Origin of the sequence: Pseudonocardia xinjiangensis (genome assembly GCF_050948425.1) — a bacterium.
Classification (GTDB): domain Bacteria; phylum Actinomycetota; class Actinomycetes; order Mycobacteriales; family Pseudonocardiaceae; genus Pseudonocardia; species Pseudonocardia xinjiangensis.
The window spans coordinates 7,400,498-7,416,308 of sequence record NZ_CP192009.1; the positions used below are offsets into that span (position 1 = coordinate 7,400,498).

The 15,811-nt window shown below is 71.0% G+C and carries 17 protein-coding genes; 14 read left to right on the forward strand and 3 right to left on the reverse strand.

Annotated features, from left to right (window positions below; translation table 11 throughout):
• Positions 1 to 76: 76 nt before the first annotated feature.
• Complete coding sequence (locus ACQPZA_RS34940) at positions 77 to 988, forward strand: amidase family protein (protein WP_433276575.1); 912 nt, start codon at positions 77 to 79, stop codon at positions 986 to 988.
• The gene (locus tag ACQPZA_RS34945; protein WP_433276577.1) at positions 975 to 1,658 is read left to right on the forward strand and encodes a TetR/AcrR family transcriptional regulator; all 684 of its coding nucleotides are present in this window, start codon (positions 975 to 977) and stop codon (positions 1,656 to 1,658) included. Before ACQPZA_RS34940 ends, ACQPZA_RS34945 begins: the two co-directional genes overlap by 14 nt.
• 13 nt (positions 1,659 to 1,671) lie before the next feature.
• On the opposite strand, the gene ACQPZA_RS34950 is transcribed toward ACQPZA_RS34945, so the two are convergent.
• Together ACQPZA_RS34950 and ACQPZA_RS34955 are read right to left on the reverse strand one after the other, a co-directional pair.
• Positions 1,672 to 1,959, reverse strand: coding sequence for a DUF1905 domain-containing protein (locus ACQPZA_RS34950; protein WP_433276579.1), 288 nt, complete (start codon positions 1,957 to 1,959; stop codon positions 1,672 to 1,674).
• 13 nt (positions 1,960 to 1,972) lie between these two features.
• Positions 1,973 to 2,803 (reverse strand): alpha/beta fold hydrolase, encoded by an 831-nt coding sequence (locus ACQPZA_RS34955; protein ID WP_433276581.1) that lies wholly within the window; start codon positions 2,801 to 2,803, stop codon positions 1,973 to 1,975.
• An 80-nt stretch (positions 2,804 to 2,883) separates the two neighbouring features.
• Here ACQPZA_RS34955 and ACQPZA_RS34960 point away from each other — a divergent pair, with 80 nt between their 5' ends.
• Positions 2,884 to 3,909 (forward strand): sigma-70 family RNA polymerase sigma factor, encoded by a 1,026-nt coding sequence (locus ACQPZA_RS34960; protein ID WP_433283112.1) that lies wholly within the window; start codon positions 2,884 to 2,886, stop codon positions 3,907 to 3,909.
• Positions 3,910 to 3,929: 20 nt separating this feature from the next.
• Here the strand turns inward: ACQPZA_RS34960 and ACQPZA_RS34965 are convergent, their stop codons facing one another.
• Positions 3,930 to 4,751, reverse strand: coding sequence for a MerR family transcriptional regulator (locus ACQPZA_RS34965; protein WP_433276583.1), 822 nt, complete (start codon positions 4,749 to 4,751; stop codon positions 3,930 to 3,932).
• A gap of 88 nt (positions 4,752 to 4,839) precedes the next feature.
• On the opposite strand from ACQPZA_RS34965, the gene ACQPZA_RS34970 reads away from it, so the two are divergent.
• The 11 genes from ACQPZA_RS34970 (at position 4,840) to ACQPZA_RS35020 (ending at position 15,799) form a co-directional block, all read left to right on the forward strand.
• Complete coding sequence (locus ACQPZA_RS34970; RefSeq protein ID WP_433276585.1) at positions 4,840 to 5,448, forward strand: DinB family protein; 609 nt, start codon at positions 4,840 to 4,842, stop codon at positions 5,446 to 5,448.
• 96 nt (positions 5,449 to 5,544) lie between these two features.
• Positions 5,545 to 6,753, forward strand: coding sequence for a sensor histidine kinase (locus tag ACQPZA_RS34975; RefSeq protein WP_433276588.1), 1,209 nt, complete (start codon positions 5,545 to 5,547; stop codon positions 6,751 to 6,753).
• Positions 6,750 to 7,355 carry a response regulator transcription factor gene (locus tag ACQPZA_RS34980; RefSeq protein ID WP_169395825.1) on the forward strand — a complete coding sequence of 202 codons (606 nt, stop codon included), beginning with the start codon at positions 6,750 to 6,752 and terminating at the stop codon, positions 7,353 to 7,355. Before ACQPZA_RS34975 ends, ACQPZA_RS34980 begins: the two co-directional genes overlap by 4 nt.
• Positions 7,356 to 7,457: 102 nt before the next feature.
• On the forward strand, positions 7,458 to 8,345 hold the full coding sequence (locus tag ACQPZA_RS34985; RefSeq protein ID WP_433283174.1) for a hypothetical protein: 888 nt from the start codon (positions 7,458 to 7,460) through the stop codon (positions 8,343 to 8,345).
• Entirely contained in the window at positions 8,228 to 8,908 is a 681-nt protein-coding gene (locus ACQPZA_RS34990) for an SDR family NAD(P)-dependent oxidoreductase (protein ID WP_433283114.1), read from the forward strand. Before ACQPZA_RS34985 ends, ACQPZA_RS34990 begins: the two co-directional genes overlap by 118 nt.
• Before the next feature lie 41 nt (positions 8,909 to 8,949).
• Positions 8,950 to 9,270 (forward strand): putative quinol monooxygenase, encoded by a 321-nt coding sequence (locus ACQPZA_RS34995; RefSeq protein WP_433276590.1) that lies wholly within the window; start codon positions 8,950 to 8,952, stop codon positions 9,268 to 9,270.
• Between the two features lie 24 nt (positions 9,271 to 9,294).
• Positions 9,295 to 10,821 (forward strand): GMC family oxidoreductase, encoded by a 1,527-nt coding sequence (locus tag ACQPZA_RS35000; RefSeq protein WP_433276592.1) that lies wholly within the window; start codon positions 9,295 to 9,297, stop codon positions 10,819 to 10,821.
• A 65-nt stretch (positions 10,822 to 10,886) separates the two neighbouring features.
• The gene (locus ACQPZA_RS35005) at positions 10,887 to 11,798 is read left to right on the forward strand and encodes a LysR family transcriptional regulator (RefSeq protein WP_433276594.1); all 912 of its coding nucleotides are present in this window, start codon (positions 10,887 to 10,889) and stop codon (positions 11,796 to 11,798) included.
• Between the two features lie 218 nt (positions 11,799 to 12,016).
• Positions 12,017 to 12,589 (forward strand): (2Fe-2S)-binding protein, encoded by a 573-nt coding sequence (locus tag ACQPZA_RS35010; protein ID WP_433276596.1) that lies wholly within the window; start codon positions 12,017 to 12,019, stop codon positions 12,587 to 12,589.
• Positions 12,590 to 12,593: 4 nt separating this feature from the next.
• Positions 12,594 to 13,589 (forward strand): FAD binding domain-containing protein, encoded by a 996-nt coding sequence (locus ACQPZA_RS35015; RefSeq protein WP_169395831.1) that lies wholly within the window; start codon positions 12,594 to 12,596, stop codon positions 13,587 to 13,589.
• Positions 13,590 to 13,606: 17 nt separating this feature from the next.
• Positions 13,607 to 15,799 (forward strand): xanthine dehydrogenase family protein molybdopterin-binding subunit, encoded by a 2,193-nt coding sequence (locus ACQPZA_RS35020; RefSeq protein WP_433276599.1) that lies wholly within the window; start codon positions 13,607 to 13,609, stop codon positions 15,797 to 15,799.
• The last annotated feature ends 12 nt before the right edge of the window (positions 15,800 to 15,811 follow it).

The following is a 15,811-nucleotide window of genomic DNA, read 5'->3' on the forward strand; positions in this document are numbered from 1 at the left end:
ACCCGCAACCCGTGGGGCGCCATCCGGACTCCTTGGCGGCAGCAGCGGCGGGGACGCGGCCGCCGCTGCCTCCGGGATGGCGGCCATCGGCCTGGGCAACGACGCAGGCGGCTCGGTCCGGCTGCCGGCGATGTTCTGCGGGGTGGCTGCACTCAAGCCGACCTACGGCCGCATTCCGATGGAGCACCGGATCGGCGACACGGACCCGACGCTGGCCTCGCAGCTGTTCCCGACCGACGGTCCGATCGCTCGGACGGTCGCGGACCTGCAGGCAGCCTTCCAGGTCCTTGCGGGCACCGATCCGCGCGACCCGCGCGCCGTCGCCGTCCCGCTCGTCGGGCCGCCGTGTGCCGAGCCGATCCGGGTTGCGGTGTCGGTCGATCCTGGCGGGCTGGGGGTGCACCCACAGATCCGCACGGAGATCGAACGGGCAGCGGCCGCGCTCGCCGATGCCGGATACGTCGTCGAGGAGGCCGAGCCACCACGGATCGACGACGCGACCCAGGCGTACAGCACGTTGATCACCACGGAGTTCGGGCTCAGCTGGCCGCGGATCCGGCCGCTGCTCACGGCTGCGTCCGCGGCGCACATGGAGCTGTCGATGCGGCGCAGGCCCCCGGCGGACCTCGCCGCGTACCTGCAGGCCACGGCCACTCGACACGGGGTGATGCGCGACTGGGCCGGCTTCGCCCAGCGCTACCCGCTCGTGCTCGGGCCCGTCTACGCCGAGCGGCCGTTCGACGCTGCTCTCGACGACGACGAAGCCGGGGAGAGCATCATCCGCGCCATGCGGCTGTGTACCGCCACGACGTTCCTCGGGGTGCCGGCGGTCGCCGTTCCGACAGGCGTGGTCGACGGTCAGCCGCTGGGCGTACAGGTGATCGGACCGTGGCATCGAGAGGACATGTGCCTCCAGGCCGCTGCCGTACTGGAGTCCCGGTTCGGGTCGTTCACTCCCGTGCAGCCCGCCCTCGATGCCGTGGCGTAGCCGTACCGCCCGGTGTCGGTTGACGCCTGTAGGTTCAGCGACTGTGGCGAGGAAGCGCCTGACCCGTGAGGAGAGCCGGGCGCAGACCCGCGAGCGGCTGCTGGAGGCTGCGCGCGAGCTCTTCACCGAGCGCGGTGTGAACGGCAGCTCCGTGGAGCAGATCGCCGAGCGTGCCGGTTACACACGCGGTGCCTTCTACGGCAACTTCGCCGACAAGCAGGAGCTCGTGGCCGAACTGCTCGAACAACGCACTCGTAGCGAGGTTGCCGAGGTCAGCGACCTGCAGCGGCGGGCGGAGTCGTTCGGCGACATGCTGGAGTTGCTGCGGCACTGGAACCGCGAACGCGACCAGAACCTGCCGGACTGGATGGCGCTGCGTCTCGAACTCGTGCTGCATGCGCTGCGCAACCCGGAGGCGCTGCCCATGCTGGCCCAGCGCGAGAAACTGGCGCGCTCCTCGATCCAGACGGCGATCGAGCAACGGATCGGCGAGCACGGCGCGCTTCCCGCCGATCCAGCAGTGCTTGCCTTGATCGTGCACGCACTCGAGGACGGCCTGCTCATCCAGCGCCTTCTGTTCCCTGACGAGATCGCCGGCGACGTCGTGGTCGACGCCGTCGATGTGCTGCTCCGATCATGGCGGCCGCTCGCCTCCGATCCACCCGACTGACCACGTCGCCGTTTCAGCTCAGCCGCTGCTCCAGGTGGAAGGCCACCTCGACCCCGGCCTCGTGCTTGCCGATCAGCTTGCACAGGGCCGCCTTGATGGGGAGCCAGTGCGGCCCGCTGCCCGACGGCATGAGGGTGGCGGTGAACGGGTGGCCGTCGATCGTTCCGGCGACCTTGACGGGCCGCCTCGTCCCGAGGAGCTCGGCGGAGTCCGGCACGGTCACGTAGGTGGCGAAGGCGCCGTCCTTCTCGATCGGTGCGGTGAAGGCGTGGTCGAGCGGTTGGGTGGTCGTCTGCGTCATCGTCGGCTCCGGATCAGTTGTCGTGCAGGACCGCGCGCAGCCGGGCGGCGAACCGCGCGGGATCGTCGACGAACCCGGTGTGGTCGCCGGGGAAACGGGTCGGTGCGATGCCGAGGGCGGCGGCGAGCGCGGTGGACGTGCGGTCACAGATCTGGCCACCGGACTCCTCGCCGATGCCGACCACGATGCGGACCGGGCTGTCCCGCAGGGCGGCGAGGTCGGGCTGCCAGCGGGTGGTGGGGCGCATCTCGTGGGCGAACCAGTGGTGTTCGTCCGCGACCGACTGCGGGTCGCGTTCTCCGCCGAACATCTGCTCGATCGCGCCATCGGGCAGGTCGATCCGGGCCTGGGCGAAGAAGGTCGTCCACGCCCCCGTGACGTCGCCCGCGAGGTAGGTGGTGATCATGTCCTCGGTCTGGGCGCGGAGCTGCTCCCGGTCGTCGAGCAGCTCGGTGAGCGGGGGCTCGTGGGCCACGACGGTGTGCACCAGACCGGGGTGGGCCTGGACGAGGGCCAGCGCGCTGACCGCACCGCCGCTGGAGCCGAGGACCGCGGCCGGCCCTGCGTCGAGGTGGGTGAGCAGCCGCGCGAGGTCGTCGGCGCGCATGTCCGGGGTGGAGTCCCGGTCGCGGTCGGCCACCTGGCTGCGGTGGACGCCGCGGGGGTCGGTGGTGAGCACGGTGTGGTCGGCGGCGAGCAGGTCGGCCAGCGGCGCGAAGGCCGCCGCGTCCATCGGGGCGCCGACGAGCACGACCGCAGGGCCGTGGCCCCGCACCTCGTAGTACAGCCGTGCGCCGGGGACCTCCAGGGTCGCGACGGTGGCGGGAACGGTCGGGGCGTTCATGGGGCCTCCTGGCACGGGCGTGGTGCTCGGTCAGGGATGGGGACGCCCGCCGTCGGGCAGAATCATCGTTCGTGGGCGAAATCTCTCAGAAGACCGCAGTTCCGGCGGCCGACGACCTGTCCCGGGCCCGCGACGGTGACGACGCCGCCTTCTCCCGCCTCATCGAGCCACTGCGCCGGGAGTTGCACGCCCACTGCTACGGCATGCTCGGCTCCACCCACGACGCCGACGACGCACTGCAGGACGCCCTGTTACGAGCGTGGCGAGGGCTCGCGGCCTTCGAGGGGCGCAGCTCGCTGCGCTCGTGGTTGTACTCGGTGGTCACCCACGCCTGCCTCGACAGCGTCCGGCGCCGCGGCAGGCGCGCGCTGCCCGTCGACCTCGGGCCGTCCAGCGAACGCGCCGTGGTCGACGCCGCCCCGCGGGGAGACGTCGCCTGGCTGGGCCCCTATCCCGATGCGACCCTCGCGGAAGGCCCGCTCAGCCCGGACGCACGCTACGAACTGCGCGAGGCCGTCGAGCTCGCCTTCGTCGCCGCGCTGCAGCACCTGCCGGGCAACCAGCGGGCGGCGCTGCTGCTCTTCGAGGTGCTCGGCTTCTCCACCGCCGAGATCGCCACGATGATGAACACCTCGCGCGCGGCGGTGAACAGCGCGCTGCAGCGGGCCCGCGTGATCGTCGCCGAGAAGGTGCCCTCCCCCTCCCAGCAGCAGACGCTGCGGAAGATCGACGACGCCCGCCGGCGCGAGATCGTCACCGGTTTCTCCTCCGCCATCGAACGCGGCGACGCCGACGCACTGGTCGCGCTGCTCACCGAGGACGTCACCTGGGAGATGCCGCCGCTGCCGCACTGGTACCGCGGTCTGGAAGCCGTCACCGACTTCGCCGTGCGGGTCCCGCTGACCTGCGGATCGTGGCGACACCTCCCCACCAGCGCCAACGGCCAGCCCGCGGTGGGCTGCTACCTCTGGGACGACGACGCCGGTGCCCATCTCGGCTGGTCGATCGACGTGCTGACCCTGCGCGGCGACCGGATCGCCGAGGTCACCTCGTTCATCGGCCCCGACCACTTCGCGCTCCTCGGACTGCCCGCCTCGCTGCCGTGATCCGGCCCGGGGGCCGGGGGTCAGCCGGCGATGGGCACCTGGAGCTCGGTCACCCACTCGGCGCGGTCCTCGGGACGGGCCAGTGAGAGCTCGCGGGCGTGCTCCGCGGTGAAGCCGTAGCCGTTGGCGCCGAGCCAGTGGGCCAGCGCCTGCACGGTGGGCAGGAACTCGTCCATCGACCCGCAGTGCACGACGGTGGCGGCCCGGTCGACGCAGGCGAGATCGACGACCCGCGCGCCCTCGACGTGGTCGACGTCCGGGGCGACCGGCAGGCCGGCCCGCACCACCACGCCGCCGGTGCCCGGGACGTCCTCGTACCGGGTGACGCCGGGGCCGGTCGCCGGTACCCCGGCGGCGTCCAGGCAGCCGCGCAGCTCCTCGTGCAGGATGCGGACGACCGGCCCGATCTCCCGCGGGTCGAAGCTCCCCGAGGTGCCGGACAGCTCGGCCACCCGCAGGGCCGGAAGGCTCTTCACGACGATGCCGTCGGTGGGCATGTGGTTCTCGCTCTCGATCGTCCGGAGCCTCGCCTCGACCCTGGCCATGCGCGCCGCCGCGTCGGCCATGACCGTCTCCAGCTCGGCCCGCCGCAGCCGCAGCATCCCTCGCAGCTCCTCCGCGCTCACGCGGTCGTGGAGGATCGACCGGACCTGGTGGAGGCTGAAGCCGAGGTCCTTCAGCGCGACGATGCGGTTGAGCTGCATGAGCTGCTCGGCCCGGTAGTGCCGGTAACCGGTGGCCGGGTCGACGTGCGCGGGGCGCAGCAGCCCGATGGCGTCGTAGTGACGCAGCATGCGGACCGACACGCGGCCGTGCCCGGCGAAGTCTCCGATGGTGAACATGGCGGCTCCGAGTACAGGGCCTCACACGGTGAGAGGGTCAAGCGTAGTGATCCGGGATTCGTCGGAGCCCGGTGGCAAGCTGCGCGGCATGACCGGATCTGACCCGAAAGCGGATCTCCACCGCTATCTCCAGGTCGCTCGCGAGGCGATGCTGTGGAAGCTCAACGGGTTGTCGGAGTACGACAGCCGCCGCCCGCTGACGCCCACGGGCACCAACCTGCTGGGGCTGGTGAAGCACCTGGCCAGCGTCGAGCTCGGCTACTTCGGTGAGACGTTCGGCCGGCCGTCGGACGAACCCCTGCCCTGGTTCGAGGACGACGCCGAACCCGACGCCGACCTGTGGGCCACCGCCGACGAGTCGCGCGAGCAGATCATCGACCTCTACCACCGGGCGTGGGCGCACACGGACGCCACGGTCGAGGCGCTCGCACTCGACGCGCCCGGCCGCGTGCCGCACTGGCCCGCACCCCGCAACGAGGTCACGCTGCACCAGATCCTGGTGCACATGATCGCCGAGACCCACCGGCACGCCGGCCACGCCGACATCGTCCGGGAGCTCATCGACGGGGCGGCGGGGCTGCGGAAGGACAACGACAACATGGCCCCGGGCGACCAGGAGCGGTGGCGCAACCACCGGGACCGGCTGGAACGCGTCGCGCAGGAGGCCGGCCACAGCGCCGCCGTGCTGCCCTCGTAGCCCGGCCGCGGGCGCCGGCCTGCGCCCACTGTTCATACCCCTGCCGGGTACGCAATGATCCTCCGGACGACGAGCACGCCGACGGGAGGTGGTCACGTGCGTTCCGGCGAAGCCGGCCGTCATGACGTGCTCCACCGCGCTGTCCCCCCGATCGGTTGGGCGGAGATCGAGTTCGAGGAGGGTTACCGGCGCGCTCGCCTGGTCACCCTCGCCGCTCTGGGCATCATGTTCGTGTCGAGCGTCGCCATGCCGGTGATCGGGATCGGGGTGGAGCAGCGGCTCACGCGGCAGTTGCTCGGCGCGGTCGGTATCGCCGCTTTCAGCGCCGGTCTCGGCTGGGCGCTGGTCGACGAGTTCCGGCCCGGGCTCTCCTACCGGCGCCGTCACCTGTCGTCGTCGGCTCTGCTCGGCGCGGCGATCGTGTCCGTTCCGCTCGTCGGTCCGCTGGGCGCGGAGTCCGGCCGGTGGGAGAGCTGGGCCTGGCTGGGTGCCGCACTCATCGGGGCCGTGCCCCTGCTGGTGCGCGGTGTGCCCGCTGCGAGCGCCGCGGTCGTGCTCACCGTTGCCGTGTCGGCGGCCGTGGGGTGGGCCAACGGTGGCGCGGTCGTCGAGTACGTCCTGATCACCGCAGGCATCGGCGCCAGCCTGGCCCTGATCAACGGTCTGCAGATCGGGCTGTGGCGGCTGGTCGTCCAGGCCCGCGACGGGCAGGACGCGCTGGCCCGGCTCGCGGTGAGCGAGGAGCGTCTCCGGTTCGCCCGCGACGTGCACGACCTCCTCGGCCACGACCTGTCAGTGATCGCGCTCAAGGCGGAGCTGGCCAAACGGCTGGCGCCGATCGATGCCGAACGGTCCGGCGAGCAGGCCGCGGAGATCCAGCGCCTGGCCACCTCGGCGCTGGCCCAGGTCAGGCAGACGGTGCACGGCTACCGGGCCGTCGATCTGCGCGACCAGATCTCCGCCGTCGAGCAGGTGCTCCGGTCGGCCGGGGTGCGATGCGTCGTGCGCCTTCCCGACCGCGACCTGCCCGCCGAGGCGTCGCATCTGGTGCCGGTACTCCGCGAGGCGGTCACCAACGTGCTGCGCCACAGCCGCGCCGCGCGCTGCACGATCGACGTCGACACCCCACCCGAGCAGGTCCGGATGGTCGTGACGAACGACGGCGTGGTCCACGCTGCGCCCGACCGGTACAGCGGGGGCCTGCGTGGCCTCTCCGATCGCCTGGCCGAGGTCGACGGCACGGTGAGCGTGGATGCGCAGGCCGGCACGTTCACCCTGACGGCGAGGGTTCCGGTGCCCGCATGATCCGCGTCCTGCTCGCCGACGACGAAGACCTCATCCGCGGTGCGGTGGCGGCGCTCCTGGCGCTCGAGCCCGACATCGAGGTGGTGGCCCAGGCCGGCGACGGGCGCGCTGCCGTCGGGCAGGTCCTGGCGCACCGGCCGGACGTCGCGGTCGTCGACCTCCAGATGCCCGGGCTGTCCGGCCTGGAGGCCACCGTCGAGATCGCGGCGGCGGCGCCGTCGTGCGCTGTCGTCATCCTGACCGGTCACGGTCGCCCGCCGCTGCTGCGTCGCGCGTTGCGGAGCGGAGCGCGCGGGTTCGTGCCGAAGGGGTCACCGGCAGCACTGCTGGCCGAGGTGATCCGCCGCGTGCACGAGGGCGGGCGCTACGTCGATCCGGCCCTTGCCGCCGAGGCGCTGCTGGCTCCGGAATGTCCCCTCACACCTCGCGAGCTCGACGTCCTGCGGCTGGCGGGCGACGACATCCCGGTCGCGGTCATCGCCCGGCAGGCGCACCTGTCGCCGGGAACGGTGCGCAACTACCTCGCCGCGGCCGTCGCGAAGCTCGAAGCAGCCAGCAGGGCCGAGGCGATCTCCACGGCGCGCGAACACGGCTGGCTCTGACCACGGCGCGGTTCGCGCACACGTGGACCATGCGAACCGCATGGCCAGGCGATGACATCACGCATCTGTGACGTGCGCCGGTCGGCAACGAGCCTGATGTCCATGAACACCACTCCTCCCCCTACCTCCACTCCCAGCCGCCCCCGAGCCCGGACCACACGTGCCCTGGCCGCCGCGGCGAAGCGCTGGCCGACCGTCCTCGGGGTCGCAGCCGGCGCCGACACACTCCTCGCTGAGGTCACGGACGACGCCACCCACCGCCTCGCCGAGGCGTTGCTGATCCTGCCGATGCTCTACGTGATCGTGGCGGCCCTGCACTTCCGGCGCGCGACCTGGCCGGTTTTCTTCGTGTGCATCGCGCTGTTCATCGCGCTGAGGCTGCAGGACTGGCTCGCGCCCTCCGTGGTCCTCCTTGCCATCGCTCTCGCCGCGGCGATCTGGGGCACCAGCCACGGGCACCATCGGGAGCGGGACTTCCGGCTGCAGCTCGTCGGGATGGCCGGGTTCGGAGCTCTCGCGGTGGCCGGACTGGTGGTCGATCCCGACCTCGGGCGGTACCTCGTGGCCGCCGGGTGGCTCGGCCACGCCGTGTGGGACTGGGTGCACCTGGCCAAGGACCGGGTGGTCTCGCGGTCCTACGCCGAGTGGTGCGGCACTGTGGACGTGATGATCGCCGTCGGGCCCGCTCCTCTGACGGCCGGTCCGGCCAGAAGTAGCTCTTATACCCGTCCCACGGTTATCCCACTGGTCAGAAGCAATAGCGCACCGCCGGAGCCGGTTCAGTCAGGAGCAAGCTCGACAGGATCAGCTCTGGAGGCTCCACGATGGAACTGCACGGTCAGACCGCACTCGTCACCGGCGGCACCGCCGGAATCGGTCTCGAATCCGCCCGGCTACTCGCCCGGGAAGGCGCCGACGTCATTATCACCGGGCGCGACGTGGAACGCGGCAAGAAAGCGGTCGAGGAGATCCACGAGGCAGGCTCGGTGAGGTTCTTCGCTGCCGATCTGTCCGACCTCGACTCCGTCGCCGAGCTCGCCCGGGAGGCCGGGCCGGTGGACATCATCGTCAACGGCGCCGGTTCGTTCCCTGTCGCTCCCACGGTCGAGCAGGAGGTCGCCTCGTTCGAGCGGATCTTCGACACCAACGTCCGTGGCGCCTATTTCCTCGTCGCCCAACTGGTGCCGCACATGCTCGAGCAGGGCCGCGGCAGCATCATCAACATCACCTCCATCGCCGCGTCGAAGGGCATCCCCGGCGCTTCTGCCTACAGCGCGTCGAAGGCGGCGCTCACCTCGCTCACGCGCACCTGGGCCGCCGAGTTCGGCCCCAGTGGCGTGCGGGTGAACGCGGTCAGCCCCGGCCCCACCCGCACCGCCGGGGTGCTGCTGGAGTGGGGCGAGAGCATCGAGGACATCGCCAGGACGCTTCCCCTGGGCCGTACGGCGCGGGCCCACGAGATCGCGGAGGCGGTCCTGTTCCTGGCCTCGCCCCGTACCAGCTACGTGACGGGCTCGACGATTCACGTCGACGCCGGGAGCACCGCGGTCTGAGGCACCCCAGCACCTTTTCCCTTCCCGGTAAGGAGAAGTACATGTCCACATCAGAGGTCGTCGTCATCGCCTCCATGTCGCCGGCCGAAGGCCGGTGGGACGACGTTCGGGCGGCGCTCAGCAAGGCGATCGAACAAACTCATGAGCGGGAACCGCGCGTGCTCAGATACGCGATGCACCAGGGTCCCGACCGCTTGGTCATGATCGAGAAGTACGCCGACGAGGCGGCCCTCGAGGCGCACACGAAGAGCCCGGCACTGCTGGAGCTGATGGGCGTGCTGGACGGCGCGTTGAGCGCCCCGATGGACGTCCAGGTGCTGACCCCGGCACCGGCAGGCGACCCGGCAAAAGGGGCGATCTGAGCAGTGCGAACGGCTGGACAGCTCGTGGCTTCTGAGACATCCGGATACGACTACATCGTCGTCGGGGCCGGTTCGGCCGGATGTGTGCTGGCCGCCCGCCTCTCGGAGGACGCGGGCACGCGCGTACTACTGCTCGAGGCCGGCAGCCGGGAGCCGCTGCCCGCGGTGGCGACCCCCCGGGCCTGGCCCACCCTCACGGGCTCCTCGATGGACTGGGGTGACCACACCGTCGTCCTCGACGGCATCGGCCGGACGGAGGCGTGGCCACGGGGACGCGGCCTGGGTGGCTCCTCTGCGATCAACGCGTTGGCCTTCGTCCGGGGCCATCGGGCGAGCCACGACGCGTGGGTCACGGCAGGGGCGCAGGGCTGGGGCTACGACGATCTGCTGCCCTACTTCAGGCGCACCGAGAACGTGAAGGGCGGCGACCCCGCCGTCCGCGGCCGGAACGGGCCGGTGTCGGTCTGGACGTCGACGTCACCGCACCCGCTGTCCCAGGCAGCCATGGACGCGGCCCGGCAGGTCGGGCACCCGATCGCGGCCGACGCGAGCAGCGGCCTGGAGGAGGGCTTCGGCTGGACGGAGCTCACCATCGCCGACGGCAGGCGGCAGAGCGCCGCCGACGCCTACCTGCTCCCCGTGCTCGACCGGCCCAACCTCGACCTGGTCACCGACGCGCTGGTCCACCGGCTCGTTCTCGACGGAGGACGGTGCACCGGCGTGCGGTACAGCGTCGGCACCGAGACGGTCACCGCGGAGTGCGGCACGGAGGTCCTCGTCACCGCAGGCACCATCGGCACGCCGCAGCTGCTGATGCTCTCCGGCATCGGCCCCCAGGACCATCTGCGGGAGCTCGGGATCGACGTGGTGGCCGACCTTCCGGGCGTGGGCGCCAACCTCCACGACCACCCCATGACCACCCTCATCTACCGCTCCGCGCAGCCCCTCCCGACGTTCATGGAGAACGGCGGCGCAGAGGTGAAGGGCACGGTGCGCAGCAGTCCCCGAGCACCGTGGCCCGACCTGCAGCTGTTCTGCGCCGTCGTGCCGATGCGCACGGCCACGCTCCCCGGCCCGGAACCGGGCGCCGGCTACACGATCGCGGTCTCGCTCATGGCACCGTTCAGCCGTGGCTCGGTGCGGCTGGCCAGTACGGAGCCGGGTGCGGCACCGGTGATCGACCCGCGCTACTACGCCGACGGCCGCGACCTCGACGCCATGGCCGCCGGCCTGCGCGCCGCCCGTGAGCTCGGCACGGCACCGGCGTTCGACGCCTGGCGTGGCGAGGAGGCCCAGCCAGGTGTCGATGTGCAGGACGACGACGCGTTGCGCGTGTACCTGCGCAGGAGCCTCCGCAGCTACCACCACTACGCGGGAACCTGCCGCATCGGCGTCGACGACGGCGCCGTCGTCGACACGGACCTGCGCGTGCGCGGCGTCGAGGGGCTACGGGTGGTGGACGCCTCGGTGATGCCCTCCCCCGTCTCCGCCAACACCAACGCCACGGTCTACGCGGTCGCCGAACGCGCGGTGGACCTGCTCCGGTCGTAGCGCTCCGGGGTCGGGCCGGGGCGAGGAGCAGCGCGGTCCCGGTTGCGCTCGTCACAATGGGCGGCATGGAAATCCGTGAGCTGCGCGCCTTCGTGGTGGTGGTCGAAGAAGGTGGTCTGTCCGCCGCGGCGCGGAAGCTGCACGTCAGCCAGTCCGCGCTGTCGCAGACCATCCACTCGCTGGAGCGCCGCCTCGGCGCGCGGCTGTTGGTGCGCAGCCACGCCGGTTCCCGGACCACCGAGGCCGGCGCGACCCTGCTGCGCGAGGCCCGGGGTCTGATCGAGCATCACGACCGGGTCACCGCCGCCATGGCTGCCGTCACGACGGCTGCCGAGTCGCAGGTGACGGCAGGCCGGATCCGCGTCGGCGCGCCGCTGGAGCTTCCCCTGGACCTGTTGCCGAGAGTTCTGGGACAGCTCGCCGCGGCGTACCCCGACACACGAGCCACGGTGGTGCACGCGTCCAGCACGACCCAGCTCGCGGCCCTGCGCGCTGGTGAGCTCGATGTGGGCCTGGTGCGCGACCGCCCCACCGATCCGCAGCTCGACATCGTGCTCGCCGTCCGAGAGGCGATGGGCGTCATCCTCAACACCGCCCGAGCCCGAGAGATCCGCGGAGACACCGGCGTCCACCTGCACCGGCTCGCGGGTCTGCACTGGATGGGCTTCGCCCGGTCGGACAGCCCGGCGTGGCATGACCAGGTCACCGCGACGTTGCGCGCTCAGGGCATCGTCGTCGACGACCAGCCGACGGACGACCGGCCGGTCACACCCGAGGTGAAGCTCGCCGGCATCGGCACCGGCAGGGCATTCGGACTCGCCGCACCCGGGTGGGGACGGCCACTCCCGAAGGGGCTGGAGTGGTACCCGCTGGTGGACAACCCGGTCGTGCGGCAGACCTGGGCCGTCTGGCCGGCCGCCACTCGGCACCGGGACATCGCCGCCCTGATCTCCGCTCTGGATATCACCGCGTCCTAGCCGAGCACTCGGACGCTCTGCCGGCGCGATCATCGGTGGGCCACATCCTGAAACAAAGGATCACGGATCAGGGCGCTCCCGCAATTGCCGATGGTGAGCCATAAGCAGAACCCGGGAGCATCCGGGAAGGCATGTGCGGGCGACGCGTTCAGAGTGGGTGCAGGCCGTCCTCGGCCGGGTCGTGATGTTCGGAAAGCCATGGTGGAAGGAATGAGCGAATGGGCGAGGCGAACCCTGGTGGCGCCGTCGATCATGCCACTGAGCGAGACATCCGGCCCGCGCCGGTGAAACTCGAAGTCAACGGCACATCCCACACATTTGCGGTCGAACCACGCACCACGCTCCTCGAAGCGTTGCGTGAAGGGCTGGGGTTGACCGGAACGAAGAAGGGATGCGATCGGGGCGAGTGCGGCGCATGCACCGTCCACGTCGACGGACGCCGCGTCCTGTCCTGCATGACCCTGGCCGCGATGCAGGAGGGCAAGCAGATCACCACCATCGAAGGGCTGGAGCAGGACGGCGAGCTCCACCCGGTGCAGGAGGCCTTCATCGAGCACGACGGCTTCCAGTGCGGCTTCTGCACCTCCGGGCAGGTCATGTCCGGCGTCGCCGTGATCGACGAGGCGAAGGCGGGCTGGCCGAGCGCCGCCACGGCCGACGTGCGGAAGCCGTTCACCGTGGCGGGTCTGTCGAACACAGAGATCCGTGAGCGCATGAGCGGGAATCTCTGCCGCTGCGCCTGCTACCCCAATATCGTCGCCGCTGTCGCCGAAGCAGCCGAGAAAGGCTGAAACCGTGCATCCTTTCTCGATTTCGGTCGCCGACGACCCAGGGCGCGCCGTCGCAGCGCACGCCCAGGACGATCACCTCTCCTATATCGCCGGCGGTACCGACCTGCTGGGTCTCATGAAGGACGGCGCGGCGTTTCCCGCGCACCTGCTGGACATCAACGACCTGCCCGGTCTGGCAGGAGTCGACGCCACACCGGACGGCGGCCTGCGCATCGGCGCACTGGCCAGAATGAGCGATGTCGCGGCGAACGCCGAGGTACGTGAGCGCTTCCCCGTCATCGCCGAAGGACTGCTGTTCGCGGCGTCGGGCCAGCTGCGCAACATGGCCTCGATGGGCGGCAACATCATGCAGCGAACGCGCTGCTCCTATTTTCGCGACGGGGACGACCCGGCCTGCAACAAGCGGCGACCGGGCTCCGGCTGCTCAGCGCTCGACGGCCTCAACCGCAACCACGCCATCTTCGGATGGTCCGACGCCTGCGTGGCCACCCATCCGTCGGACGTAGCAGTGGCGTTGGCGGCCCTCGAAGCAGATGTCGTCGTGCTCGGGCGCGCCGGGGAAAGATCGATCCCGATCGCGGATTTCCATCGCCTGCCGGGCGGCACACCGGAGCGTGACACCGTGCTCGGCCGCGGTGAGCTGATCGTCGCAGTCGAGGTGCGCGCCCAGGCCGAGGGGCGCGCTTCGCACTACCTCAAGGTGCGCGACCGGCAGTCCTACGAGTTCGCGCTGGTCTCCGTGGCGGCGGCGGTCGAGACCGAGGGGCGCCGACTTCGCTCGGTGCGGCTCGCCATGGGCGGCGTTGCCCACAAGCCCTGGCGCCTCACCGCGGCCGAGACGGCGCTGCGCGGGGCCGATCTGGACGACATCGGGGCACTCGAGGCAGCGATCGCCACCTCCTTCACCGACGCTCGCCCACTCGCCCACAACGCCTTCAAGGCCGACCTTTCCCGACGCGCGGTTCTGCGCGCGTTGCAGACCGCGGGAGCACGCGCATGAACGCCGTGGGACAACCGATGCCACGCACCGATGGACGGCTCAAGGTCACCGGCGCAGCCCGCTACAGCGCGGATGTTCCGCTCGACGGCATGGCACACGCCGCCATCGTCCACAGCACCATCGCGAACGGCCGGACGGTGTCGATCGACACCACCTCCGCAGAGGAGGCGCCCGGCGTGGTGGCCGTGTTCACCCACCACAACATGCCGCGGATGAACCCGACGCCCGAGCCGTGGAGCCACCTTCATCCCCACGGGCAGTCCTACCTGCCACTTCTGGCCGACGCCGTCCACTACGCCGGTCAGCCGATCGCGCTGGTGATCGCCGAGACGCTCGACCAGGCGACGTATGCCGGCACCCTGATCAAGGTCGAGTACGAGGCCGATCAGCCCGTGGTGTTCAACCGGGAGACCGCGAAGGAGGCCGTCGACCCGCCGCCGTTCCTGTGGCCGGTCGCGTCGTCGGTGGGCGATGCCGACGAGGGAATCGCCACTGCCGCCGTCACGATCGACCAGACCTACACCACCTCGGATCGCCATCACAACCAGATGGAGCCGCACGTGTCGACGGCGGTGTGGGACGCCGACGAGACGCTGACGCTGTACGAGACGACCCAGCACATCTTCGGTGCGCGGGAACTGGTGTCGATCGTGCTCGGCATACCGCCGGAGAAGATCACCATCGTGTCCCACTTCCTCGGAGGTGGCTTCGGCGGCAAGGCCTACGTCTGGCCGCACACCCTGCTGGCGGCGCTCGCCGCGAAGGTCGTGAACCGCCCGGTGAGGCTGCAGCTCACCCGCGCGCAGATGTACTCGATGGTGGGCCACCAGGCGGCGACCGTTCAGCAGGTGGTGCTGGGCGCAGGCGAGGACGGCACGCTGGCCGGCATCCGTCATGACAGCATCTCGCCGACGCCGGTGTTCGACGACTACATCGAATATGCGGCGTTGGCCGCACGGTCGCTGTGGGCGGCCGGCGCGGGCATCGCGACGAACCACAAGGTCGTCCACGTGAACCGCAACACGCCGACCGCGATGCGGTCCCCCCACGAGGCACTCGGCCATTTCGCGCTCGAAAGCGCCATGGACGAGCTCGCCTACGCGACCGGCGTCGATCCGGTCGCGCTGCGCCTGCTCAACGACACCGAGATCGACCCGTACAGCGGCCGCCCGTTCTCGACCCGTGCGATGCGCGAGTGCCTGACGAAGGGGGCCGAGCGCTTCGGCTGGGACGAGCGGACGCCCGAGCCACGCTCGATGCGCGATGGTCGCTACCTCATCGGCCAGGGCATGGCGAGCGCGATCTACACGCACTGGCGCTGGCCTGCGAAGGCGCGGGTGACGGTGCACCGAGACGGTTCGGCGCTCGTCGAGACCGGCACCCACGAGCTCGGCACGGGCACGTACACCGTGATGCAACAGGTGGCTGCCGACGCACTCGGGGTGGCGCCGGAGAAGGTGACCGTGCGGCTCGGAGACACGAGGTTGCCCGCGTCCCATCCGTCCATCGGGTCGGCCACGATGGCGAACGCGGGAGCGTCCGTCATGTTGGCAGCGAAGGCCGCACGGGACAGGGCGATCGAGCTGGCTCTCGCCGGCCGGGACGCGCCGTTCGCCGGTGCGGAGCCCGACGACGTGCTCGTCGCCGACGGCAGGCTGGTGTTGGCGAGGGCGAGCCTGGAGATCACCTATGCGGAGCTGCTGGCACGCAACGGGCTCTCCACACTGGTGGGGGACGGGGACTACGACCCGGTGGAGGAGGCACTCGGCCCGAAAGCGGTGTTCAGCTTCTCCGCGGTCTTCGCCGAGGTACGGGTCGACCCGGACCTGGGACTGGTTCGCCTGAACCGCTTCGTCGGAGCCTACGACGCCGGTCGGATCATCAATCCCAAAACCGCGCGCAGCCAGGCGATCGGCGGCATCATCTGGGGCGTGGGGCAGGCACTGCTCGAACAGTCGGAGACCGACCCGGCGACCGCCCGGTTCGCCAATCGCAACTACTCCGGATATCTGGTGCCGACCAACGCGGACATCCCGGAGCTCGACGTCCTGTTCGCCGGTGGTTTCGACGAGGAAGCGAGCCCACTCGGCGCCAAGGGTCTCGGAGAGCTGACCGCGGTATCGGTCGCGCCGGCGATCGCCAACGCCGTCCATCACGCCACCGGGAAGCGGGTGCGCGACCTGCCGATCACCGTGGAGAAGATCTTGTAGCGCGCCTGCCCC

What these genes read in the sequence shown, in the direction of transcription:
- ACQPZA_RS34980 (WP_169395825.1), top strand. Translation starts at nt 6,750, where the DNA reads ATGATCCGCGTCCTGCTCGCCGACGACGAAGACCTCATCCGCGGTGCG.
- ACQPZA_RS34970 (WP_433276585.1), top strand. Translation starts at nt 4,840, where the DNA reads ATGACCGGATCTGACCCGAAAGCGGATCTCCACCGCTATCTCCAGGTC.
- ACQPZA_RS34950 (WP_433276579.1), bottom strand. Translation starts at nt 1,959, where the DNA reads ATGACGCAGACGACCACCCAACCGCTCGACCACGCCTTCACCGCACCG.
- ACQPZA_RS35020 (WP_433276599.1), top strand. Translation starts at nt 13,607, where the DNA reads ATGCCACGCACCGATGGACGGCTCAAGGTCACCGGCGCAGCCCGCTAC.
- ACQPZA_RS35010 (WP_433276596.1), top strand. Translation starts at nt 12,017, where the DNA reads ATGGGCGAGGCGAACCCTGGTGGCGCCGTCGATCATGCCACTGAGCGA.
- ACQPZA_RS34940 (WP_433276575.1), top strand. Translation starts at nt 77, where the DNA reads ATGGCGGCCATCGGCCTGGGCAACGACGCAGGCGGCTCGGTCCGGCTG.
- ACQPZA_RS35005 (WP_433276594.1), top strand. Translation starts at nt 10,887, where the DNA reads ATGGAAATCCGTGAGCTGCGCGCCTTCGTGGTGGTGGTCGAAGAAGGT.
- ACQPZA_RS34965 (WP_433276583.1), bottom strand. Translation starts at nt 4,751, where the DNA reads ATGTTCACCATCGGAGACTTCGCCGGGCACGGCCGCGTGTCGGTCCGC.
- ACQPZA_RS34985 (WP_433283174.1), top strand. Translation starts at nt 7,458, where the DNA reads ATGAACACCACTCCTCCCCCTACCTCCACTCCCAGCCGCCCCCGAGCC.
- ACQPZA_RS34995 (WP_433276590.1), top strand. Translation starts at nt 8,950, where the DNA reads ATGTCCACATCAGAGGTCGTCGTCATCGCCTCCATGTCGCCGGCCGAA.
- ACQPZA_RS34955 (WP_433276581.1), bottom strand. Translation starts at nt 2,803, where the DNA reads ATGAACGCCCCGACCGTTCCCGCCACCGTCGCGACCCTGGAGGTCCCC.
- ACQPZA_RS34945 (WP_433276577.1), top strand. Translation starts at nt 975, where the DNA reads ATGCCGTGGCGTAGCCGTACCGCCCGGTGTCGGTTGACGCCTGTAGGT.